This is a genomic window from Nitritalea sp. (assembly GCF_054166705.1).
This window is the reverse complement of record NZ_JBSZCV010000016.1, coordinates 77,116-101,085: the sequence shown is the minus strand read 5'-3', so window position 1 is coordinate 101,085 and position 23,970 is coordinate 77,116. Positions and strand designations below refer to the sequence as shown.

Annotated in this window: 21 protein-coding genes; 9 read left to right on the top strand and 12 right to left on the bottom strand. The window is 42.0% G+C overall.

What is annotated here, in order from left to right:
- Nucleotides 1-385: 385 nt before the first annotated feature.
- From ACXIT9_RS12575 to ACXIT9_RS12560, 4 genes are read right to left on the bottom strand one after another with little or no spacing between them, the layout of a single operon-like run.
- Complete coding sequence (locus ACXIT9_RS12575) at nucleotides 386-1,588, bottom strand: YjbH domain-containing protein (protein WP_458056591.1); 1,203 nt, start codon at nucleotides 1,586-1,588, stop codon at nucleotides 386-388.
- Nucleotides 1,578-2,462: a hypothetical protein gene (locus ACXIT9_RS12570; RefSeq protein WP_458056590.1), complete on the bottom strand. Its 885-nt coding sequence runs from the start codon at nucleotides 2,460-2,462 to the stop codon at nucleotides 1,578-1,580. The genes ACXIT9_RS12575 and ACXIT9_RS12570 overlap by 11 nt, the downstream gene beginning before the upstream one ends.
- 9 nt (nucleotides 2,463-2,471) lie before the next feature.
- A complete protein-coding gene (locus ACXIT9_RS12565) occupies nucleotides 2,472-3,173 on the bottom strand; it encodes a hypothetical protein (RefSeq protein ID WP_458056589.1) in 702 nt (233 codons plus the stop codon).
- 15 nt (nucleotides 3,174-3,188) lie between these two features.
- A complete protein-coding gene (locus ACXIT9_RS12560; protein WP_458056588.1) occupies nucleotides 3,189-4,259 on the bottom strand; it encodes a hypothetical protein in 1,071 nt (356 codons plus the stop codon).
- A 1,043-nt stretch (nucleotides 4,260-5,302) separates the two neighbouring features.
- Between ACXIT9_RS12560 and ACXIT9_RS12555 the strand changes: the two genes are divergently transcribed.
- The 8 genes from ACXIT9_RS12555 (at nucleotide 5,303) to ACXIT9_RS12520 (ending at nucleotide 15,386) form a co-directional block, all read left to right on the top strand.
- Nucleotides 5,303-5,626 (top strand): DUF4269 domain-containing protein, encoded by a 324-nt coding sequence (locus ACXIT9_RS12555; protein ID WP_458056587.1) that lies wholly within the window; start codon nucleotides 5,303-5,305, stop codon nucleotides 5,624-5,626.
- Nucleotides 5,627-5,846: 220 nt separating this feature from the next.
- On the top strand, nucleotides 5,847-6,224 hold the full coding sequence (locus ACXIT9_RS12550; protein ID WP_458056586.1) for a nuclear transport factor 2 family protein: 378 nt from the start codon (nucleotides 5,847-5,849) through the stop codon (nucleotides 6,222-6,224).
- Nucleotides 6,225-6,352: 128 nt separating this feature from the next.
- Nucleotides 6,353-6,910: a YfiT family bacillithiol transferase gene (locus tag ACXIT9_RS12545; RefSeq protein ID WP_458056585.1), complete on the top strand. Its 558-nt coding sequence runs from the start codon at nucleotides 6,353-6,355 to the stop codon at nucleotides 6,908-6,910.
- 753 nt (nucleotides 6,911-7,663) lie between these two features.
- Nucleotides 7,664-8,230 carry a Crp/Fnr family transcriptional regulator gene (locus tag ACXIT9_RS12540; RefSeq protein WP_458056584.1) on the top strand — a complete coding sequence of 189 codons (567 nt, stop codon included), beginning with the start codon at nucleotides 7,664-7,666 and terminating at the stop codon, nucleotides 8,228-8,230.
- A 97-nt stretch (nucleotides 8,231-8,327) separates the two neighbouring features.
- Nucleotides 8,328-9,245, top strand: a complete 918-nt coding sequence (locus tag ACXIT9_RS12535; protein ID WP_458056583.1) for an alpha/beta fold hydrolase — start codon at nucleotides 8,328-8,330, stop codon at nucleotides 9,243-9,245.
- Between the two features lie 534 nt (nucleotides 9,246-9,779).
- Nucleotides 9,780-10,298 carry a YciI family protein gene (locus ACXIT9_RS12530; protein WP_458056582.1) on the top strand — a complete coding sequence of 173 codons (519 nt, stop codon included), beginning with the start codon at nucleotides 9,780-9,782 and terminating at the stop codon, nucleotides 10,296-10,298.
- A 1,273-nt stretch (nucleotides 10,299-11,571) separates the two neighbouring features.
- Complete coding sequence (locus ACXIT9_RS12525; protein ID WP_458056581.1) at nucleotides 11,572-14,217, top strand: TrlF family AAA-like ATPase; 2,646 nt, start codon at nucleotides 11,572-11,574, stop codon at nucleotides 14,215-14,217.
- Complete coding sequence (locus ACXIT9_RS12520; protein ID WP_458056580.1) at nucleotides 14,214-15,386, top strand: RNA-binding domain-containing protein; 1,173 nt, start codon at nucleotides 14,214-14,216, stop codon at nucleotides 15,384-15,386. The genes ACXIT9_RS12525 and ACXIT9_RS12520 overlap by 4 nt, the downstream gene beginning before the upstream one ends.
- A 178-nt stretch (nucleotides 15,387-15,564) precedes the next feature.
- Here the strand turns inward: ACXIT9_RS12520 and ACXIT9_RS12515 are convergent, their stop codons facing one another.
- A complete protein-coding gene (locus ACXIT9_RS12515) occupies nucleotides 15,565-15,837 on the bottom strand; it encodes an integrase core domain-containing protein (protein WP_458056579.1) in 273 nt (90 codons plus the stop codon).
- Nucleotides 15,838-16,674: 837 nt separating this feature from the next.
- On the opposite strand from ACXIT9_RS12515, the gene ACXIT9_RS12510 reads away from it, so the two are divergent.
- Nucleotides 16,675-17,094 (top strand): hypothetical protein, encoded by a 420-nt coding sequence (locus ACXIT9_RS12510; protein WP_458056578.1) that lies wholly within the window; start codon nucleotides 16,675-16,677, stop codon nucleotides 17,092-17,094.
- A 261-nt stretch (nucleotides 17,095-17,355) separates the two neighbouring features.
- Here ACXIT9_RS12510 and ACXIT9_RS12505 read toward each other — a convergent pair whose 3' ends face one another.
- From ACXIT9_RS12505 to ACXIT9_RS12475, 7 genes are read right to left on the bottom strand one after another with little or no spacing between them, the layout of a single operon-like run.
- On the bottom strand, nucleotides 17,356-18,084 hold the full coding sequence (locus ACXIT9_RS12505) for a YdcF family protein (RefSeq protein WP_458056577.1): 729 nt from the start codon (nucleotides 18,082-18,084) through the stop codon (nucleotides 17,356-17,358).
- Between the two features lie 3 nt (nucleotides 18,085-18,087).
- A complete protein-coding gene (locus tag ACXIT9_RS12500; protein ID WP_458056576.1) occupies nucleotides 18,088-18,717 on the bottom strand; it encodes an acetyltransferase in 630 nt (209 codons plus the stop codon).
- Between the two features lie 8 nt (nucleotides 18,718-18,725).
- Nucleotides 18,726-19,334, bottom strand: coding sequence for a sugar transferase (locus ACXIT9_RS12495; protein WP_458056575.1), 609 nt, complete (start codon nucleotides 19,332-19,334; stop codon nucleotides 18,726-18,728).
- A 9-nt stretch (nucleotides 19,335-19,343) separates the two neighbouring features.
- On the bottom strand, nucleotides 19,344-20,591 hold the full coding sequence (locus ACXIT9_RS12490; RefSeq protein WP_458056574.1) for a hypothetical protein: 1,248 nt from the start codon (nucleotides 20,589-20,591) through the stop codon (nucleotides 19,344-19,346).
- Nucleotides 20,592-20,626: 35 nt separating this feature from the next.
- A complete protein-coding gene (locus ACXIT9_RS12485; protein WP_458056573.1) occupies nucleotides 20,627-21,709 on the bottom strand; it encodes a CapA family protein in 1,083 nt (360 codons plus the stop codon).
- A complete protein-coding gene (locus tag ACXIT9_RS12480) occupies nucleotides 21,706-22,827 on the bottom strand; it encodes a hypothetical protein (RefSeq protein ID WP_458056572.1) in 1,122 nt (373 codons plus the stop codon). Before ACXIT9_RS12480 ends, ACXIT9_RS12485 begins: the two co-directional genes overlap by 4 nt.
- A complete protein-coding gene (locus ACXIT9_RS12475) occupies nucleotides 22,811-23,950 on the bottom strand; it encodes a glycosyltransferase family 4 protein (RefSeq protein ID WP_458056571.1) in 1,140 nt (379 codons plus the stop codon). The genes ACXIT9_RS12480 and ACXIT9_RS12475 overlap by 17 nt, the downstream gene beginning before the upstream one ends.
- Between the last annotated feature and the right edge of the window lie 20 nt (nucleotides 23,951-23,970).

Genomic DNA, 23,970 nt, shown 5'->3' with positions numbered 1-23,970 from the left:
ATGCCTACCAATATGTATCATCCCCCATCGAAACATACGTCACGCATTCTGGACATCGATGCGGCCCGTCGCACGTATCGCCCATCGACAATACCCATAGGGCGGCCGCAAGGGCCGCCCCTACGATGCCTACCAATATGTATCATCCCCCATCGAAACATGCGTCGCCCATTCTGGACATCGATACGACCCGTCACGCATATCGCCCTTCGACAATACACATAGGGCGGCCGCAAGGGCCGCCCCTACGATGCCTACCAATATGTATCACCCCCCATCGAAACATACGTCGCCCATTCTGGATATCGATACGGCCCGCCGCACGTATCGCCCATCGACAATACACGCAGGGCGGCCGCAAGGGCCGCCCCTACCAAAGGGGGGACTAGAAGCCCCGCGGATACTGGTACTGGCGCAACAAATCATCCAAGCGTGGTGTGCCCGTACGAAAACGGCGCCCCAGCGGATCTTCGGCGTTAATGCCATACTCCCAGCGAAACTCCTCTGTGGTGCGTAATTCGATTTTGCGCGTGCGCAACAGCCGCCCCGGCCATAAAGGAAAGGCCAACTGAAAGCCGGCATTATTTCCTAAGCCCGTCCGCGACACGAAAAAGCCCAGCTCCCAGGTGCCGTACTGCCGAATTAGCTCCCCGCGCACACCGCGATCCCCCACCAGAAAACGGCCCGCACTGGCTTTCAGCACCAGCCCCTCGAAAGGCAAGCGGTATTCGACATCGCCCAGCAGCATCCAGCCGCCTAACGCCTCCGTAAAGAAGCGCTCCCGCGCAAAGGCATAAAAGCCCGTTTGCGCCAGCTGCGCCCCGAAACTCAGCCGCCCATCCAGCGGCATGTAGCGGTACTGTACATCCCAGCCATACCGATCGTATACGAAAAGACCCGTCTGCACCAACATAAAATGGCCCTTGCCCAGGTGACGGAAAAAATTCAAGTGCGTAGGGCCCACATGTACCCGGTCAGAGGTCCGATCCAGCCGATTACTGATCGGTAGGTAAAGGCCCGTATGCAGACTCAGGCCTGGCAACAAATAAAAGCGCGTGTCCAACAGCATCCCGAACTTCTCCTGCACGGGCTGCTCGAAATTCCCAAAACGAATGTTCAGGTCCGGCATCAAACGGAAGTTATAGCGATACCCTTCCGGTCGCCACTTGCGCCGCACCTGCAGCTCCTGCTGGGGACTCAGGGGCTCCAGTAAGCCCGCTGCGGTAAACAGGCCCAGGGTCTCTCCTAAAAGCAAAGGCACATAGCGAAAGGCCTCCTTGTCCAAGCCCTGCTCCGCTAAAATCCGCTCGATGAGGGCGATGGAGGCATAGGGGTCACGGAAATTCCGATGTTCGTACACCAGCCCCCAGTAGCGCTCCTCTTCCAGGAGGTGCACCTGCTCGAATCCCGCCTCCCGAAGGGTCTCCTTCAGGCGCGCTTGCTGCTCTGCCGTTAGCATCCCCTTTTGACTGGGCCCCATCTCCGCGCCCAGAGGCTGTGGGGCCTCCCCCTCTTGGATTTCGGCCTGCCGGCCAAAGGAAACGCTCCAGCAGCAGAGCAGTAAGAAAAGTAGCCGTCTAATTTTCATCTTGTCCTTGTTTACGTCGTAAAGCCCGCGGCGCCACCTCCAGCGGGAGCACCAGATGCAGCGCAGCACCCACTTGCCTGAACCCATAGGCATTCAGCTGCAACGCGATTTTTTCTTGCCATAAATTGCTGTACAGCCCCCCATGCAGGGCCCGGCCATCATGCTCGAGCAGCAGGCCACCCCAGTCGCGGTAGCGCAACTTAGCCGCGCCGAACAGCCCCGAGAGATAAAAGTTATTGATCCGCTCCTTGCGCACCAGCCCCGGACCGATGGGCTCCCGGTTCGCATCTCTGCTCTCCCGCGTCAGGTAAAAGAAGGGAGAGCCATACCCCACACTTCCGCTCAGGGTCCAGTGGGGATCCAGTGCATGGCTTTTCGTCAGCACCAGGGCCTGATGGCCTAGATAGTCGGCGGCGGAGTTCACCTGCGGCAAAGAAAAAAACAGGGAAACGTCCGGCAGCCAGCTGTCTGTGCGCTCCCGCAGCAGACGTAGGCTGAAGTCGATATGCCGATCCCCGATCCCGATGCGTGGCACGTCCGGAAGGTAGGTCATGTTCAGCGTCACCCGCAGGAAGGGGGTGATGTCGGCGGTGGCATGGTACATCAGCTCATCCGCAAAACGCCCCATGTAATGATTGATGGCGTACTGCTGGGGAATAAAGGCGAGCCCCACCCGTGCCTGCGGCTGCTCCGACCAGTCCCCACTTGGGGTAAAGATGTAGCCCGGCTTGCCGAGCACATTATGCTGCGCCTGCAGGGGCTGCAGCAGGGCCAGACTAAGGAGGCAGCTGAAGATAAGGCATAAAAAAAAGTATGGCAGCGGAATGCTGCACATACTTTTAACGATGGAAGTTGAACCAATTAAACGTCCCATTCGCGGCACTTAATCTTCTTTTTCGGTTTTGCCTTCAAATAAAGCGGAGAAGCGGTAGCGGACACTGAGGCCTACTTCCACGCCTGCCAAGCTGATTTCACGCGTCACGGGAGCAGCTCCCGGCTCCGGACGAGAGACCTGGTTGTAGGCGCCGGTATTATAGCGCAGATCCAAGCCCAGCCCGATGTTATCGGTCACCATGTATTCGAGTGCTCCGCGTACATAGGCCGCTGTCTGACGTCCTGTGAAGGTATTCGGACCCGTAGAGCCCTCTGCCCCAGTCACGGTGCGTGTGATCTCATTTCGGATGGTGAAGGTATTGAAACCGGCACCGAGCATGGCCGTCCAGCGCTCGCTAAGCGGAAGATCGTACACCAACCCATAGGAAAAAGGCAGGATACGCTGCTCGATGGACTCCGTAATGGTGAAGCCAGTAAAGACGCTGCTTCCCTCGAAGCTGGCGCTGTACAAGCCGAAGCGGCCTTCCACACCGAAACCGCCGATCAGGTTCACCTGCGCGAAAATAGAGGGAATCACCGTGCTGCTGGAACTGGTAGCATTCAGCGGCTGAAACATGGCGGAAAATTCATCTGCGCCATCATAGGATCTTTCCCAGTGGCTAACACCGATCCCGATGCGGGTCAGCGCCACTTGGGCATAGGTGTACTGCACAGTAAGTGCGATTAAACAGGTAAAGAGTATCTTTTTCATGCGTTTTGTCTTTAATTAGTTAGCAGAACCTTGATTGTGACAAGCATTAAGTGCTGCTTGCAAGCGCTGATTTAATACCGCTAAGGATGCAGCGTAGTCGGTCTGCACTTGGTTCGTGGCGGCAGTACGTGCGGCAGCTGCGGCGGCTAAATCTGCTGTACGGCCGGCTTCGATGCGCACGATATCGGCAGCCAGGGCTGCATTCGAGGTCTGCAGCGTAGTGATCAGATTCACAAAGGCGAAGAGCAGAAGATCATTCCGTAAGGCACTGAAGCTGGGCAAGTTGGCCACAGTCTGCAGGGCTAAAAAGGTGGCTACTGCATCGTTTACGCGTGCGGTGGCGCGGTCATTTGCATCGGCGGTACGCGTAGCGGCACGGGTATTGGCTGCGGCTTCCCGTGAGGTGAAGTTGGCGGCGATCGTGGCCAGGCGTGCATCGCGGGCAGCATCGAGTTCAGCAAGTGCGCGGTTATAGCTGGCGCGGGCGGCATCTGCGCAGGGACCGGAAAGGGTCTCGATGCGGCTGATCAGGTCATCGGAATTCAAGAGGCGTATGGCTTCTGTATCCATCCGTGTGCCGGCGGTTTCTGGCGTCAGGGAGGCGAAAAGCGCGGCGATCTCCGGGTTGGCCAGAAGGCCCGTAAGTGCTGCGGCCACCTCGGGGCTTATAGCATTCGGGTTAGCCACGAGCGCATCCAGACGCGCCTGATCTACATTTTGTGCTTCGGTCGTAAGGGCTGCCGCTGAGGCCGGGGGCAAAGCTGCCGTAGCCACAGCCACATCGTTGATGGTTTGGAGATTCTCTTCTGTGACATCCTCTGGTTCAGTTGCTGTAGAGACATCGCCGATGATTTGCGCGGTACGTGGACTTTGCACGATTTCTACAGGGGTCACGGTGGAAGGAGTGGGCTCGGGATCATTCACTGCTGGCAACTCGCCGATGTCCTCGAAGTCATTATTGACGAATTCGAAGGGGTCTAGAAACTCCACATCTTGATTAGCACACTGAAAGAAAAACAGTGTGGCCAGTAGCAGGAGGGGTACACGCCACTTGTGTACGGGGAGAAAACTGGGTTTGTGTTTCATACGAAATAATATTTAGAAAAAGGATGGTTACACGCGAAAAACAAGTGCTGCTGCACGGTAGGCCCTTGGAAAAAAAAGCAGTCAAAGGGACAAACGGCGCCAAACAGAAGTACGGGTAACTACGCTACGGCACGAAACATGAAACGAATATAGGGGATTTCTTTAAATAATTCCCAAGGGTTTGGAGCTTGGCACCAACAAATTTTCAATTTTTTCCCCACCTATTTCACGAATTAACAAAATATTTTGTAAAACGAAAGAACCTTTACAAAATTAAAAATCCTAATTAATTCATTCAAACGTATTAATTAACCAAGCAACCCACGAATAATACCAAAAGCCCAGCCTTTGCAAACGATCCACCGCAGCGGACCCTATCCCTTTTCACCTAAACCCTACATGCAGTCCACCGCACCAGATCCCATGCCTTTTCCCCGCACCATCGATACGGCCCAACCCGTCCACCATGCCAGACCCCACCGGTAGGTGCGGCCCTTGCGGCCGCCCTGTCGACGCATACCGATCCAATTATCCCCCCCATAATACCGAGATTGCCCACCGAAACATCAATTCAACTCCAAAGGAAGACATTCACGCCACGGGTATCGCCCATCGACAATACACGTAGGGCGGCCGCAAGGGCCGCCCCTACGACACATACCAATATGTATCATCCCCCATCGAAACATACGTCGCCCATTCTGGACATCGATGCGGCCCACCGCGCGTATCGCCCATCGACAATACACGCAGGGCGGCCGCAAGGGCCGCCCCTACGATACATACCAATATGTATCACCCCCCATAATACCAATATTTCCCATCTACACAGCATGCCAAAAAAAATCACGTAAAAATTCAATGGACTATCCCGATGATTTAAATTTTTTAATTGGGAAAAACCAGACTTATTGCTTAAAATTGGTAAATCAGGTCTGGTTATTCCGGACAGATGTATAAGTAAGGAGTCAGCCTAAAACGACACCGCAGCATTGGCGCTTTTAAATAATAGGACAGAAAATCTAAACTAAAAAGCTTAATTTGTGAATATAGATTTTGACACTATAGAATATTTAAAACACGGCAACAACCGACAACGACAAGCCTATTCTATCTTGACGAATAATCAAATTTTATTAAAACTAAAACAGTTTGACCCTATCCTTGTTGGGACAATACCCATAAACATTGACATTGAAAATAGCGACCTTGACATCATTTGCTGTTTCGCAGATAAACAAATTATTGAACTCAAACGACAAGGACGAAAGACAGAACCAGCATTTGCATTAGCACTTGGGTTGACAGGCGACCCTTATACCGAACTACTAAAATTCGAACACAATGAAAAAAGCCTGAACCGCTAACACGGATTAAAAACCTACTTGAGATAAAAGCAACCCAACTTCAAAATAGAGATAAAAATAAGATGACGGAATATCTTAATTACTATGAAAAAAATGTTGGCAAAATAGCAAGTGTAACGAATGGGAAACTTATGACCTACAAACTTGAAAAATAGTGCTTACAAGAGAAAAAGGAATCCTAGCATAGAAGTTTTTATTAAAAAAATATAATTTTATGTTTATGAAAGCAAGAGAAGAAGTAATTAAAAATTATGTTGACAGCTATAACAACTTCGACATCCTAAAAATGATAGAGAATTTTGCTGACAGTATCGTTTTTATGAATAAACAAAATGGACAAGTGACCATGACGTTGAACGGCATCCATGAGTTCAAAAAACAAGCGGAAACAGCGAAACAGTTTTTTTTACAAAGAGAGCAAAAAATAATATCCTTCAAACACGAAGGACCAATCAGTCAAATTGAAATTGATTATCAGGGAGTTTTAGCACAGGATTTTCCAAACGGACTTAAAAAGGGGCAAGAAATAAAGCTAAAAGGTAAATCAACTTTTGAGTTTAAAGACGGAATAGTCATCAAATTGACGGACGAAAGCTAAAAAAGAATACCGATCCGCTAACAGCAGTTTGACAAAAATAGGAATTTTATGCTTCTAAAACAGAGAACAGCAAAACTCAAGGCCTACACCAGCCCTACTCTACCAAACGATATACATAGAAAAAATAAATGGACATAGAAAAGCTAAAATTTCCTATAGGTAAGTTTGATCCACCTACGACTATCACCAAGGAAAATATAAAAAAGTGGATTTCTGATATTTCAACGTTCCCAAAAAGACTGGCAAGTGAGGTACTTAATTTGACAGATGAGCAACTTGATACGCCCTATAGACCTAATGGTTGGACGATTCGACAGGTCGTCCATCATTGTGCGGACAGCCATATGAACAGTTTAACTCGGTTAAAGCTTGCATTGACAGAAGATCAACCCACTATAAAACCTTACTTCGAAGAACGCTGGGCAGAACTTCCAGACACAAAAAATATGGCCATAGAGCCCTCCTTGAAAATGATAGAAGGAATACACGAAAGGTGGACGGTGTTATTAAATCAGTTGACAGAGGATCAACATGCAAGAATATTTATTCATCCTGAACAGGGAAAAACCTTTAGAATTGACGAAAATATAGGAGCTTACGCATGGCATTGCAACCACCATCTGGCTCATATAACTGAAACGATAAAAAGAAACGAATGGACTAAGAATGAAGAAGCGCAGCGTTGAAGTTGGCCAAAGAAGGGGTAGCCTTCATTAGACCACAATCCTACAGGGAACCCCCACCCCACCGAATCCCCCGCGGGGGCTGCCCTTGCGGCCGCCCTTTCGACACCCGCCAACCTGCACATCACCACAAACCCCGCGAAACACCCCACACATCGAATGTCCCCGTAGGGGCGGCCCTTGCGGCCGCCCTTTCGACACCCACCAACCTGCACATCACCAAAAACCCCACGAAACACCCCACACATCGAATGTCCCCGTAGGGGCGGCCCTTGCGGCCGCCCTTTCGACACCCGCCAACCTGCACATCACCAAAAACCCAACGAAACACCCCACACATCGAATGTCCCCGTAGGGGCGGCCCTTGCGGCCGCCCTTTCTACACCCGCCAACTTGTATATCACCAAAAACCCCACGAAACACCCTACCCATAGAAATAACGTAAAAAGGAAACGAAAACCAGATCATAACTGCCGAAAGGTCATGCATGATCAGACCCAAATACGCAATCCCTAGCCCCAAACCCATCAAATCCCATAAACCCGCATTTCGGACACGAGAGGCCATAGGCCAAGGGAGCTAGCCCCCAGCAATAAAACGAGAAACATAGACACAATTCAGTAAACTATACTTTTATTTTATATCTTTAATTGGGGAAAACCAAACTTATTGCTTAAAATTGGTAGACGATGTCAGGTTTTTTCGAACAGATATATAAGTTAGCTGTGATTTTAGAAATACACACCGAAAAACGAAATGAATAGATACGAATATTTTAAACTTTTTCACGATATAGGAATCGCTGACTATGACTTGTTGACAGAAAATCTAAGAAACAAGACATTTAGAAAAGGGGATTATATTACGGTGCCAGGACAAATACAAAGAGAAGTTTTTTTTGTGAAAAGTGGCGTTCAAATGTCTTACTTTGACGCAGAAAACAAAACACACGTCATTGCTTTTACTTACCCACCTAATTTGTGCGCTATTCCGGAATCTTTCTTTTTCCAAAGCCCATCAAAATATTATTTGACGTGTCTTACTAACACCGAATTGGATTACATCTCATTTGAAAAACTACAATCCCTATTCGACAGTTCGCAACAAATTGAACGCCTTTTTAGGCGAATGACCGAGGCCGTTTTATCAGGAATTATTAACCGACATATTGAACTTCATAGTATGACTATTGAAGAACGTTTTAAAGTTTTTTGCCAAAGGAGTCCGCATTTACTTCAACTTGTGCCACATAAACACATTGCTTCCTATTTAAACATTGACCCGACAAATTTTAGCAAACTTTTTAATAAGGTGAAGTTCTAATCTTGTAATATTGGTCTATACCAAGATTTACAATTTCACTATTGTTTACCTTTGTGCCGAGCAGTTTTGCAAAACACAATTGCTAATTCTTAAAAGAATGAAAGCTAAAATTTTATTGGCATTGTTAATTATAAACAAAAATCTTATGGCACAAGAAAAATTCAAATGGTTGGATAAAAGCGAGTATCCGTTTAACGCTAACTACTTCCAAGTAAACAATCAAAAATTGCATTACATAGATGAAGGACAAGGCGAAGTTATTTTGTTTGTTCACGGCACACCTTCTTGGAGTTTTGACTATCGGAACATCATAAAAGAATTAAAATCGAATTATCGGTGTATAGCGGTAGACCATATCGGTTTTGGTCTATCCGATAAGCCCAAGGATTATGATTATTCAACAGCAAATCATAGTAAAACGCTTGGAAAATTCATAGCTGAAAAACATTTGAACAATATTACTTTTGTAGTACACGACTTCGGTGGACCTATTGGATTAAATTTTGCCATTGAGCAACCTGAAAAAATTAAAAAAATTATCATACTTAATTCGTGGCTCTGGAGTAGCGAAAACGACCCAGACTATATTAAGCTAAGAAAAATTTTGAAAAGCCCTTTTTTGCCATTTCTTTATCGTAGTTTAAATTTTTCCCCAAGATTCATCCTACCTCAATCATTTGGTGACGAAAAGATTTCAAAAAAGCTATTAAAGCAATACACAAAACCATTTGCCAATAGTTCGGAAAGAAATGGAGCATTAGCATTTGCAAAATCTTTACTCAATGATCAAAATTGGTTTGAAGAACTATGGAACAAAAGAAGTTCAATATCAAATAAGCCAACCTTGTTTATTTGGGGTATGAAAGACGAAGTTATCAAACCACACAACCTTGAAAAATTTCAAAGTGGTTTTCCTCATTCAAAAACTGTTAAGTTGGAAACAAGTGGTCATTTTCCACAAGAAGAACAACCCCAAAGGGTTCTAAATGCTATCTTTGAGTTTATGAAAGAATAGAAAAATCACAGCCAACAGCACCTACCCAAAAGTGGCGGGTTAGTCTTTAAAGGTCAGATAGCCTGTTCAGAATATTTTCTAGCCTAAAGCACATCCCATGAGAGACCTATTAATTCTTAATCTTGTGGAACAGGAATCTATCTCCATGGAAGCCTACCTTGTCTAAAGAATAAAGAATCACGACAACACATGATTACCACTGATCTAGCAGGCGGATGTAAGTAAACAGAAGGGGAAGCCTTCACGGGTACCGACCACCGAATCCCCGTAGGGGCGGCCCTTGCGGCCGCCCTTTCGACACATACCGATCCAATTATCCGCCCCATAATACCGACATTTCCCATCTACACAGAATGCCAAAAAAATCACGTAAAAATTCAATGAACGATCCCCTTGATTTAAATTTCAATTGGGAAAAGCCAAACTTATTGCTTAAAATTGGTAAATCAGGTCTGGTTATTCCGGACAGATGTATAAGTTAATGCAAGCTAAAAAAATAAAACAGAAAACACCAAGCGCCAAACCGTTACAACTATGAAAAAACGAAATAGCACTAAACACAAAAGCATAATGAAATATATTTTCACTTTAACACTTTTGGTCATATCCAACCTGACTTTTGGACAAATAAATTCAGAAAAAGACTCTTTGACCTCTAATTCAAATTATGACACATCCTTAGCTGAAAAACTTGGCGGAGATGATTATGGAATGAAAAGTTATTTTTTGGTTATTCTAAAAACAGGCACAAATACTACAGCAGACCAAGAACTTATAGATAAAAGTTTCCGTGGACATTTGGACCATATAAACCACTTGGTTGACGAAAGAAAATTAATCCTAGCCGGGCCCTTAGATAAAAATGAAAATAATTACAGGGGAATTTTTATATTAAACAACATAAAAACAATAGATGAGGCAAAGGAAATGTTGCAAACAGACCCAGCAATTCATATTGGTCTTTTAGACTATGAACTATTTACCTGGTATGGCTCAGCAGCTCTTCCTGAATACTTGCCATTTTCTGACAAAATTTGGAAATCAAAACCTTAACACCCGAAGATCTCTCCGCCTAAAGCGGATGAATATCCTTTTGGCTATCCGCATACCTGGCCCATAGCTAAGGCTTTGTCGGCTGCCCTATCTACTACTTCGGTACTTCCTCCCTTACGGAAGGGCTTAATCTACTACCCTCCAACCGGGCTTCTCCCTAAAAAACTTCTTCAGGAAGTATTCTTCACGCTCGGCCCTCTCACAGCAAATCCGCATGTCACTAGTTTGGCTTCGGGTCGATACCACCGCGATTAGGAACTTTCACCCATCGGTACGAGCAACTTTAGGACCTATATTCACCATTCAAGGCAAACACAGGACCTTGAATACATCGGGCGGTTTAGCGTAAATGGGAAAATTCAGTATCTTTAAGAACTTGGAAGTAGGCACGAGAATAATTGCATCGAATGCCCGTCTTCGCCAAGCGCCAAACTGTTAGTATCAATTTATAACAGCAACCTGAAAATGATAGACAATATAAAAATATTAGATACCCAAGTTCTTTCCGATAATTGGTATGTACTCAGAAAAATTACTTGCGAGTACACTAAAAAAACGGTACCAAGCTGGCTGAAAGCAGAGAAGCCTACGACAGAGGAAATGGTGCGACAATTTTGCTTTACAACAAAAAACAAAAAACCGTCATACTTACAAGACAATTTCGACTTCCTACATTTGTGGATGATAACGAAAATGGAATGTTAATAGAGGCTTGTGCAGGTTTGTTGGACAAAGACAAATGACGACCCAGTGATCATAATTCGCTCTTCATCGAGGGATCAATCGGTAGGCTTTTTTGTATTGGTGTAAAAAGCTGCAAGCATTCGGGGACTTGCCTCCGGAATAAAACAGGAGTTTCAAACGGCTTTCAGCCCCGGCTCGGTCCGCTGGAGTCCTTCCTTTTTTGAAAGTCACCTTGCCTAGCGGCACTTCTGTCACATTTTACCAATGGATAGAGCTTGAGGAGCTAAAGGGAATCCTCTACCCACCTCAACCAAACAGAATGATAATTAAAATACTCATTTAGTGAGCTATTTAATTTTTATTCTTAGTTTTGCCAATCATAAACAAGTTCGATAATGAACCGAATTAAAGAGTTTTAGAACAGAAAGGTATTAAACAAAAATGGTTAGCAGACCAATTGGACAAAAGTTACAATATGGTGAACTCTTATGCTCAAAACAAAAGAACCAAGTTTAGAGGACTTATACAAGATTGCTGAAATCCTTGATATTGAAGTCAAAGAATTAATAATTGAAAGAAAAGCGCAATAATGGAAAACGCAACCAAGAACATATTTGAAAATGGAGCGACCTGGCTTCGAGGCGATTTCCATTTGCACACTAAAGCAGACAAAGAATTTTCGTACACAGGTACTGAGAATGATTTTTGCCGTCTTTATATAGAGAAACTTAAAGAGCAGAAAATTAATCTTGGAGTAATTACCAATCATAATAAGTTTGACAAATCCGAGTTTGTAGCCCTGAGAAAAAAGGCCTTAAAAGAAGGTATTGGCTTATTTTCTGGGGTTGAACTCTCTGTAAATGATGGAGCAAACGGGATTCATTGCTTACTTGTTTTCGATTTTGAAAAATGGTGTATCAATGGTGAAGATTTCATTAATCAATTTCTTACTGCTGCATTTGAAGGTATAGTAAATAGAGAAAATGAAAATACAAGGTGTAGATATAACTTTGAAACCGTATTACAGAAATTAAGCGATCATGAAAATAATGGTAGAGATTCTTTTATCATTCTTGCGCATGTAGAGCAGAACAGTGGCTTTTTTAACGAATTAGACGGAGGACGAATTCAACAGCTTATATCAAATGACCTATTCAGACATTTTGTTTTAGGCTTCCAAAAAGTAAGAACTTATGATAAAGTTGCTATATGGAAAAACTGGTTTAACGATAAATTACCTGCATTTATTGAAGGTTCAGACTGTAAATCATTGGAAGATATAGGAAGACCACACCAACAATTAAATGAAGAAAAAAGAACGTTTATCAAAATTGGAGAATTCAATTTCGAAGCATTGAGATATGCACTTACTGACTTTAATTACAGAATTTCGCTGAATACCAAGCCTGAAATTAAAAACGCATACATTAAATCAATTTCTTTTGAAGGAGGATTATTAGATGAAACTAAAATTGACTTTTCACCTGAACTTAATAATTTGATAGGTATCAGAGGAAGTGGAAAATCTTCTGTGCTTGAAATATTGCGATTCACATTAGGAATTCCTCTTTCACCGATAGCTGTTGACCCAAAGTATAAAGACGGATTGATTGAAAATGTATTAAGAAGTGGAGGTAAGTCAATTGTTACAGTCGTAAACAGGCACAAAGAAGAATATAGAATTGAAAAGATATATGGCCAGAAAGAGGATATTTATAAAGAAGGGGTTCTACAGACAGGAATTTCTATTGATGCCATTTTTGATTTTCCCGTCTATTTCGGTCAAAAGGATTTGTCTAATAAAGATGTTGACTTTGAGGCAGATTTGATTCAGCGATTAATTGGAAATCGATTAAAAAGTGTTCAAAATAAAATTCTACAAAAGAAAAGGGAAGTTGAAAATCTTATATCAGAAATCAAAAAACACAGAAACTTAAAGGAGCTAAAAAAAGAAACGGATACACTTATTCAAAATGCAAAACATCAGCTTGAATTCTTTAAGAAGAAAGGAATTGAAGAAAAGCTAAAGCAACAAACTTTATTTGATTCTGATATTGCCAAAATATCGCAAACGAATTCATCCATCAGAAGTTATTTGAATGAGTTAGCCTCTATAGTTTCGAATCACGAATATTTCTTTCAACAAGAAATTTCTGGTTCTGAAGTGAATAGGGAGCTTTTTGAGGTGGCAAAGGCATTGATGGTCGAATTGAAAACCGAATTCGAAAAGTTAAAAAGCATTCAGAAAAATTCGATTCAAATTCAATTAAGATTTAAGGAAGTAATTTCAAAAATCAATGCTAAGAAAGAAGGTTTAAAGGAGGAGTTTGCCAAGATAAAAAGAGACGTTAATACTGATTCTATTAACCCTGACAATTTTCTGAATCTAAATAGACAAATTGAAACTGCTCAATTAAAACTAAAGGAGATTGAGAAGTCTGAAAAGAAAAGAAGCGATTTACAGACTAATTTGTTAGAGAGACTTACAGAACTGGATAATCTTTGGGTTGAGGAATATAAACTACTGAAAAAGGAAGTTGATAGAATCAATATAGCAGAAAGTAAACTTTTTATTGATGTGCTTTTCAAAGACAGGCGAGATAAGTTTATGGATAAGATGAAACAGGTTTTCAGAGGGTCAGGTATTCGGGAAACAGCTTATCAGGAGATTGAATCGGTCTACAAAGATTTCATCCAAATTTACAGGGATAGCAGTAAGCTGAATGAATTATTGAATGAAAATCAAGTTGTTGATTTTAAAAGAAGATTTTCCGAAAATCTTGAAGATTTGCTGACGTTTAAAGTTGAAAATAAAATCATTATTCAATACAATGGTAAGTCTTTGGATAAACATTCTCTTGGTCAAAGAGCTTCTGCCTTAATTCTATTTTTGTTAGCTCAAAATGAAAATGATATATTGATTATTGACCAGCCCGAGGATGATTTAGATAATCAGACCGTTTATGATGAGGTAATAAAGGAACTAAAGAAAATAAAGGGGAATATGCAGTTCATCTTTGCTACACACAATGCTAACATCCCTGTTCTTGGTGACAGTGAAAAAGTTATTTCTTGCAGTTATGACGAAAAGAAAATCACAGTCCACTCGGGCACCATTGATAATCATCAAACACAACGCTATATAGTTGACATTATGGAGGGTGGAGACGAAGCATTTAATCGCAGAAAAAACATTTACAACATTTGGAACATTGAAAAAATACAACCAAAATGAACGCAATAGAATTACTGGACATAATCAGTACAGGTGAAACAAGCAAGGTTCAGTTTAAAGAAGAACTTCCTCATCGTGATAGCGTTGCACAAGAGATTGTTGCAATGTCAAATTCACTAGGTGGAGTTATTCTCATAGGTATTAAGGATGTAACTGGAAAAATTACTGGCTTAACATCAGCACAAATTGAAGAATACGATAGAGTGGTTTCACAAGTAGCAGACAACCTAAAACCACCTGTTTATATAGCAACTGAAGTTGTAAAAATTGACCAAGAAGAATCTTCAAAAAATGTGTTAATTGTTCATGTACAAGAAGGAATAAATAAGCCATATAAAACTGCAAGAGGGGAAATATATGTAAAACAAGGCTCGAATAAACGTCTGTTAACTGACAATGCTGAAATCATGCGGCTGTTTCAGCACAGTGGGAATTTACTTGCAGATGAAATGGAGGTACACGGAACCTCTATTGAGGATATTGATAAAAAGAGATTTTCTAATTATTTCAAAAAAGAGTTTGAAAAGACTTATGAAGAGAAAGGACTTACTTTCGAACAGGCACTTCGAGTAAAAAGAGTTTTACGAAATAATCAGTTGACGCTGGCAGGATTATTATTTTTTGGTTCAGACCCTCAAGCTGTTAAACCTGCATTTACAATTAAGGTCGTTTCTTATTTCGGAAATGATCTGGAAGGAAATCAATACAGAAGTAAGCCTAAAGATTTAAAAGGAACAATTCCTGAACTATTCGATAAGGGAATTGATTTTCTAAAAAACAACTTAGATTTCATTCAGGCTAGTGAAAGTTTCAATGCGCAAGGGAAACTTGAAGTTTCGAGTATTGCACTTGAAGAACTTTTGCAGAACGCTTTAGTGCACAGAGATTATTTCAAAAATTCACCAATAAGGCTATTCATTTTTGATAATCGTATTGAGATAATCAGTCCGGGAAAGCTTCCAAACAGTTTAACCGTAGAAGATATTAAATTTGGGAACCCTGTAATAAGAAACAACCAACTGGTTGCATTTAGTACGCATACATTGCCATTTAGTGGATTAGGTTCAGGAGTTAAAAGGGCTTTGGCCGAACAGCCAAATCTGGAATTAATTAATGACATTGTAGCTGAACAATTCAAAGTTATAATTCCAAGACCAAAAAAGAATTAGAGGATATGAATACCATCTAAGTCTATACGCAACTGCCACACACATATCTGAAGGCTTCCCCTTCTTTGGACAACTTTAAATTAGACAATTAAATTTAGTTATTATTATTATTAAGGGTGTTAATTGTGGGTAAATCATGGAAGTTATCCACTGTTAACGCCCCAGTGCGGCTGGCAAACTACCTTGGGGACATATCGCCTAAACTGTCATGGAGCCTGTTCTCATTATAATCGTTTATCCAATTTGCCGTCAAAGCCTTAACTTCTTCTAAATCATAGAAGAGATATCTGTCAAGGATCTCATTTCTGTATGTTTTGTTAAAGCTGGATATAACGGTTCGATTTGTGCCATGCGTTTCGGAGTAACTGCGCCATCTGTTTCGGTTTAAACGGTACCAGTTTTTAGGGGCGTTTCGGTTCGATTTGAGCCACTTTGGGAGATTAAGTCTCACCTGCTGTATCTTTTCCAGAAAAAAGGAATAGCGAATGTACTAGATCCCATGGATATAAAACAGATTTTTAGCTTAAATAGGGATGTATTCAGCAATGGCAATTTATCTCCATGGAAGCCTACCTTGTCTAAAGAATAAAGAATCACGACAACACATGATTACCACTGATTTAGCAGGCAGATGTAAGTAAACAGAAGGGAAAGCCTTCACGGCTATCGCCCACCAAATCCACGTAGGGGCGGCCCTTGCGGCCGCCCTTTCGACACATACCGATCCAATTACCCCCCCCATAATACCGACAATTCCAATCCAAACATCAATTCAACCCCACCGAATCCACCGTAGGGGCTGCCCTTGCGGCCGCCCTTTCGACACATCCCAATCCTTATCCCCCCGTAATACCGACATTTCCAACCGAAAAATCAATTCAACCCCACCGAATCCCCCGTAGGGGCGGCCCTTGCGGCCGCCCTTTCGACACACCCCAATCCGTATCCCCCCATAATACCGACATTTCCAATCCAAACATCAATATTCAACCCCAAAGGAAGACATTCACGCCACGGGTATCGCCCATCGACAATACACGCAGGGCGGCCGCAAGGGCCGCCCCTACGACACATACCGATCCGTATCCCCCCCATAATACCGACAATTCCCATCAACACAGCATGACAATAAAAATCACGTAAAAATCAAAACGAAACCAAACGATCACAATCGAACACAAAAAAGAAAGCAAAAGAAACCAAACGAACACGATATAGGTTAAAAACGAAAGCAAACGATCAAAAAAGAATCAAACCGCAAGTACCCATTATAAAACAGACAAATAAGATGCTAGCTAAGTTATTGATTGTTATAAATCTGCTGGTTTCATTTCAGCTATTTGGACAAGGATACAAAACTGTTGAAATTGAAAAAAATCAAATTGATGCGAACAATACCATTTACAGACCCGGACTACAATTTATCTTTAACGTAGAAATCACGCAGGACCATCAACCTGCTTTCTTAAAACTGAATAAGGACAGAACCTATGAACTTTTAAGGGAAGAAACGGAATCAACAGTTTCCACTATTTTAATGACCATAGCAAAACCAAAAGATAAAGATAAAACGAATAAAAAGCAGACTGAAATTTTTTATAGTTACCCAAACACAAAGTTCCTGGCATCTGCGACTGGACTTGTGGAAAACGATGAGAATATTTGGATTCATCCACCTAGAGATAGCTTTTTTTCCATCACATCTTAGCGCTTTTTATGCTGATGATTATGGATTTGTACAACTTGAGTTTAAATCAGAAAAAAACCTAATCCTTAAACTAGAATTGACGGAAATTAATGAAATCGAAATTTACACGGATTTAGAAGAATTTTTAATGCAGAAAAATAAATAAGTCGCACTACAACTGGCATGATCAGACCGAAATAGCTGGCATGGTCAGACCGAAATAGCTGGCATGGTCAGACCGAAATACCCACCACCTGAGCACGTCGCTCCGGAAAGGTGGCCTTATACAGGAAAGAGATAGCCGATTTGTTCTTTGAGCAGGCCCTTCCAAAGCGCTAAAGCCTCCAAGCTGGGCATCCATTCGAGGCGCTCGCCAGCCGGATGGCGTAGGACGGTGTAGGTCGCGGGGACAGCATGCACCTGAAACCCTTCCCGCTGAAAAAGCTTTGCCGCTCGCGGCAAATGCTCCGCATGGCTAATAAGCACTACCGCCTGCCAATCGGGAAAGGCAGCACGTAGCGCTTGGGCCTCCTCCCGGGTCGTACGTGGCGTTTCCAGGAGCCGGAGACGCTCGGGTTCCTCCCAACCTATACGCAGCAGAAAGTCCTGGTAGAGACGGGCCTGACTGGGACCTTCCGGCCGCCCTGCCGAAGACAGCACGAGCGGCAGATGCGGATACTGCAGCGCCAGGTCCCGCCCCCGCAGCAGACGCGGCAGCACCCCAGCACGCCCGAGCTGCCCCAGGATATCGGTACGCGGATCGGGAGTCCCCCCAGCGCCCAGGACGATAATGCCTTGTACGCCTGGCGGCAAAGGCACCTCTTCTTGGCCCCGAAAGGCATCCTCTTGCTTTTCTACCAGCCAGCGCACCGGTCCGGGCAGCAAAAGCAGGTACAAAAGCCCCAGCAGCAGGCCCCTCCCCCACCAAGATCGGCATTTCCACAGAAAAAAAGAAAACCCCAACAACCAAATGAAGGGGTTCAAAATAAAGTGATAGACGATAGAGCGCATGAGCTAGCGGGCAGGTACCCCTTTAAGTGTTAGTCCGGGAGTCATACTCGACTGCACGACCATCGCTTGTCCGCCGACTACCGTATCTTCTGCTAGGCTGACCCCTTGAAGCGTGGCGCTGCCAATGCCCATATCGCATCCCTGTTTGAGATGCGTATGTCCACCTAAGTTAACACCCGGCGCCAAGGTCACAAAATCCTCTAAAGTACCATGATGACCGACGGCACAGTTCATGTTTAACAAAACAAAATCACCTAAACGGCTGCCGTAATTCAAGCTACAGTGCGGATAAATGATACTCCCCTTCCCTATTTGTACATCAGGGGACAGCCATGCATTTCGCGCCACTAAGCTCGGGAAAGAGAAATTTTGGTAGGCTGCAAATCGTTCGAAGATCTTTCGTTTAATTTTAGGAAAGGCTATACCTATGACAATAGCTACTTCCTCTTCCAAGCCTTCCAGATACCCCACATCCCCGACAACAGGAATGCCATTGACAACCATATCCGCTTTTCGTGGATCGTCATCCACCAGGTAAAGCGCATAGTTCTCTTGCAGACCATATAAGAGTGGGTTAGAGGCAATGTGTAAGCCAACACTCCCTGAACCTACGATAAAAAGTTTCTTCTTCATTAAAGCCATTAATTATGCCCGTTGAAAGGTTGCATGGGGCGGGCCGCCGATTGGTTAACCCCCTCGCGCTTGAAAATCTTCAGGATAGTCAGCCAAAATATTTTTACATCGAGCCGAAAACTTAGTCTATCGATATACTCCACATCATAGGCAAACTTCTGCGTCCAAGAAATGGAATTTCTACCATTTACTTGCGCCCAGCCCGTGATACCTGGCCGCACCTCATGCCTCCGATTTTGTTCTGCAGAATAAAGGGGAATGTATTTAAAGAGTAAGGGCCGTGGCCCAATTAAACTCATATCGCCCTTTAAGACATTAAACAGCTGAGGAAGCTCATCGATGGATAATTTACGCACCCACTTGCCGAGCAAGGTTATCCGTTCATTATCAGGAAGCAGCTGTCCAGACGCATCGCGTGCATCCGTCATGGTCTTAAATTTAATAATAAAAAAAGGTTTTTGGTGTAATCCAGGTCGTTCTTGAAAAAAGAAGGGAGTCCCTTTATTTTGTACGATCAAAAAAATGCCCGTTATCAAAATAACAGGCGAAGTCAAAAAAAGTACAAACAGAGAAGCCCCTATATCGAAAGGCCTCTTAAAGAATTTCTTGTATAGCATGTAACCAATTTATTTTGAAACTTCATTCTTAAAGACTGGTCTTTTTCCTGAAGGCTGTGGCAGGATGTCTGACAATTCTAAAATTTGAAGTCTAGCATTCGCTCCTAAAAGTGGAAGAAGGCCATTCATTAATTCATTTTTTAACGTGACAGATAACTCTCCCTGTTGAGCTTTAACACGTAGCTCATAAGCTTCTTTTTCAACTTGAGCGAACTGGTATTGGAATACTTTGTCTTGACGGGATAGCGGCTTATAAATGTAAGGTCCAAGCATAAGCGGACTTATCGGCTTGCCTACTGTTGAAAAAATTTGTTCAGTTACTCTACCCTCTATCGAAAGAATGCTTTTTAAATACCCTTCATTGTACTCACCCGCTATTGCTAAGTCACCCGTATCATAGCGAACAATTGGAATCAGATCGTTCGTTAAATCTGTTACCAATACCTTACCTTTCTCCCCAGTATTCACCGCTTTGCAGGTAATGGGATCTACGATTTCTGTTATGATTCCGTAAGAATTACATTGATAAGGCCCTCCAAAGGTATCCTGCTGACAGATAAGACCAACCTCTTCATTACTATAACGATCCACAAATTCACAATCGAAAACTTTTTGAATGAATTCTCTCTTATCCATTTCCAAGGGCTCAGACACACTTATCATGGATTTGACCTTAATATTCTTTTTAAGTGAAGGATGATCATGTAGAAATATAGCTAGTGCATACATCACGGAGGGATATCCCATCAAAACCTCAATTTTATGTTGCACTAAATATATGGCGAATTTCTCTAGGTTTTCAACCGAAGTATCATGTGGAATGAAAATGTGTTCATTCCTTAGAAGTTTTTCCCAGCGCGGTTTATTTTTTGCACGAATAAGTACGAACGGATCACCTAAATTATACCCTGCAAGCTCGTTAAAATACTTAAATGTGGCGGTGCGAACAAAGTTTCTATTCTTAGAATAAGGTACGCGGAGGGGTTCCCCATAAGAACCACCCGTATATGCCCATGTGGCAATAAGCTCTTCCGGCACCTTCTCTGTCCAATATTTAATATCAGCTTTTGTTTGAACAGGATTCTCATTTAAGTTTGGATTAAAGCCATTACGGGTTAAAAAGACAGCAGTATGCTTTTGCAGCTCATGACCATCCATTGATTTCCATGCAAGAAGCTTCTTGGTATGCGCGGATATAGCATTCCCCTTTAATGCATTATAAGTTTTGAAAACGGCTTTGGCAAGGCTTTTTTTCATGACAATTTAAGAGTGAAAGTGGTGAGCGTCAACAATTAGTTATTCCATTGACGGAGTTTAGCCTTCGCGATTACACGAGCGATTTTCATGCGCGAGATGAGAAGTTTATCTTTAATAAAGTTAGCGTTAACATCGTGAAAAGATCTGTAAATAGGTACGCCGCCTTTTTTCCTTCTATTTTTTTTAAAAAAAGAAAGGTATAGCTCATTCGCCATACCACGGAAAGGACTGTATGCTTCAAGCAATTTACTTTCATGAAAATGCTCACTACGAATATGATGAAGTAGATGTTCATCATTTCCCTCTTCATATTCGAAAAAATGTAGGGTGCAAGAATTAGAAACCGGATTCCAATCAACAGCAATTTCCCTTCTAGCAAAATCAGGAAATGAAATATGGCCTTTAATAAATGTGTGCCAGGGAACAAAAAAGTTACCGATGCTATAAAGGATATACCCATTTTTATAAGATTCCCCACCTTGGACACAGTGCGCATGCGTGCCAACAATGAGGCTTGCGCCGGCATCGATCATTTCACGAGCAATTTCTCTATGCGCAGGAAAAGGTAGAGTTTCCAAGTCATAACTCCAATGCATATATACCATAATTTTATGCTCTGGGAAAGCAGCTTTATGAGCGGCTATTTGCGCCGGCAGTTTATGCTCCATTTTAGAGTTTACCCACACATTTCCAGATGGGTTATTTTGATGATGGAGCATTACATTCCAGCAATGATTAAAAACAGCGACTTGTTGACCGTATTCTTCAATAATTACTGGCTTTTTAGCCTCCTCCTCCGAACAAGCCGCACCTACAAAGGGAATTTGAAGCTTTTCGTGGATCTCTTGATTATAGGCCCACTGCTGAGGTAAATCCAGGGTGTGATTATTAGCAATACAGGAGAGTAAAGCGGCATTACCTTTCAAAACTTCTAGAGCTTCCTTGACATTAAACAAAACTGGAGTAGGATGATCTGTAGATATATTATTCACAACCAGTCCCTCTAAATTGTATACTAGACCTTTACCATTAAAGATAGAATGATGCTTCGTAAGTTCACGATTTAAAAACCGTGCATACTTTGCAGAAGGAACAGCGATATCACCAAGAACTATCATTTTATATCGTTATGCATAATTCGAGATAAGTCTCCAGAGCTAATAAATTGAACATCAGGGTGACGCTTGACTACTGATGATAAAATTTTCTTCAATTCATTTAGGGAATTATTACGTACACTTTGAAAGACACTACTTACATAATTAACTCTGTGGGACGAAATAACAGCTGGCTTGCCCCAACGAAAACAGGTATCAATCATTCGGAGAGTAGTTTCAGCAGTTGTCCCTTTATAAGGCTCAAACATACAATTTCTTATATGATAAATCTGTCCATACTCATTCTTTGCACCAAAATTATATCTTCCATTTTTTACCACATTTCCATTAAAATCGGGTTCATTTCTGTAGAAAGGAGTCACAATGGATCGGATACCAAATTTTGTTAGATGCCCTTCAAGCTCAGGATGAAAAACTGCGTTTGGAGCATCAAAGACTTCCGCTTTATAACCCATTATATCCTCAAACTCATTTACAGCTCTTTTCAATGAAATTTTTGCAAGTTCAAGCTCTCCAGAATTGCGTACGAAATAGGTTGGTCTAAATCCATTTAAAAGTTTAATTTGATTATCTACAGTAACAGACGAAAAATTATTTTGAATAGCTAATTTAGCAATAGAAGAGCTTTTAAGATTCTCAAACCAAATCCAGTCACAAACATGGCCATGACCATGCAACTGTGGTCTCAAAATTTTATTTAAAACGCCTTGCGATAAAAAAATCTCATTTTGATCTCGACCAAATTTCTTATAAGTATCAGTAAACTTTTCATAATGTAAGGATTCAAAATCGGAATTTAATATTTCAGGAAAGTTAGGATTGCCTGTATTTATAAAAGGGGTAAAAACAGCGGAATTGCCATTTGAATCTTTAACGCTAGTCAGTACTTCATATAGCATCTCAAAATCCTCAGCAACTTCAAGACCATCTAACGAGGAAATTGGATCACTTTTAATTTGCAATAAACCAAGTTTAATTAATTTATCTCGATGATTCTTATCAATAATTTGTAAACTTCCCCAATCATCACTTTCGATTATTAGGTACTTTTGATTACTTCTCCATCCTGGAATATTTTTAAGGTTTGCAATTAGGAACCTTTTAATTTTTGCTATCATGAAAGTATATTTGGGTTACTTTACTTGCATTCTGCTCAGTATAAAAATTAGAGGCATATAATGCATTATTTCTCAAATTATTTAATTGATCTGTATTTTGATAAAGATATAAAATCGTCCGTTCAATATCATCTAAATGACTTTCAGGTATACAAAAACCCATATTATGCTTTTGAATTAATAAATCTAGAACTGATCCTTTGGGTGCTAAGGCTAAAATGGCATTCCCTGCTGCCATCATATTAAAGGTTTTGGAAGGTAAACTCATATCTGCAGCTTTATCATCTAGCATTACAACACCAATGTCTGCATTTGTAAGGGAGTATTGAAGCATATCAGGTGGCTGAAACGGTAGCACTGTGACGTTGACTAGTTTATGTTCCTCAATCATATTGACCAAGTATGGTAATTTGGTACCTCTACCAATAATAACAAAATGCAAATTTTGAATATTTTGCATACGATGAGCCAATTTTATTAAAATATCAACATTGTATGTTTGTCCAATATTACCAGAGTATTGCACTATAAACTTATTTTCAAATCCATGAGTCTTTGAAAATGGATTATCGCACTTGGAGCCAGTCTTTATACCCGATAAAGTGTTCCATAAATCTACAACATAGATTTGATTATGATATTGTTCTAATAATTTTTTAAGTCCTTCATTAAGGGTAAAAACACGATGAGCTTTGGAAAATACTTTTTTATTCGCCCAAGCCCAAAAACGGTATATTGGATTGGAGGGTAAGATACCAATAGTTTTTAAAACGTCGGGATAAACATCAAAGATCATTATAGAATATTTTCTTTTCAGCAAAAGAGCACCTAAATAAGCAAAAGGTGGCAAAGAATAGTAAAATACTTCATGGTTTCTAAACTTCGTCCATAGTAGAAATTGAATTTGAACTGAAGCTATGCCCCACCGAAAAAATCTACCTACATTAGATTTCCTTGTCTTTTGCATCACTCGTGTTTTTCTAACAGTACGGTCCAAAGGATGCTTCTCCTCTGTCATGGTACCAAACACTAAATCCACTTGATCAAAATACTTAACAAACTGATTAACAACATCAATAGTTAAATATCCAGTTGATTGATTTATTACAACAATTTTTTTCACTACTTTATTTTTATAACAGT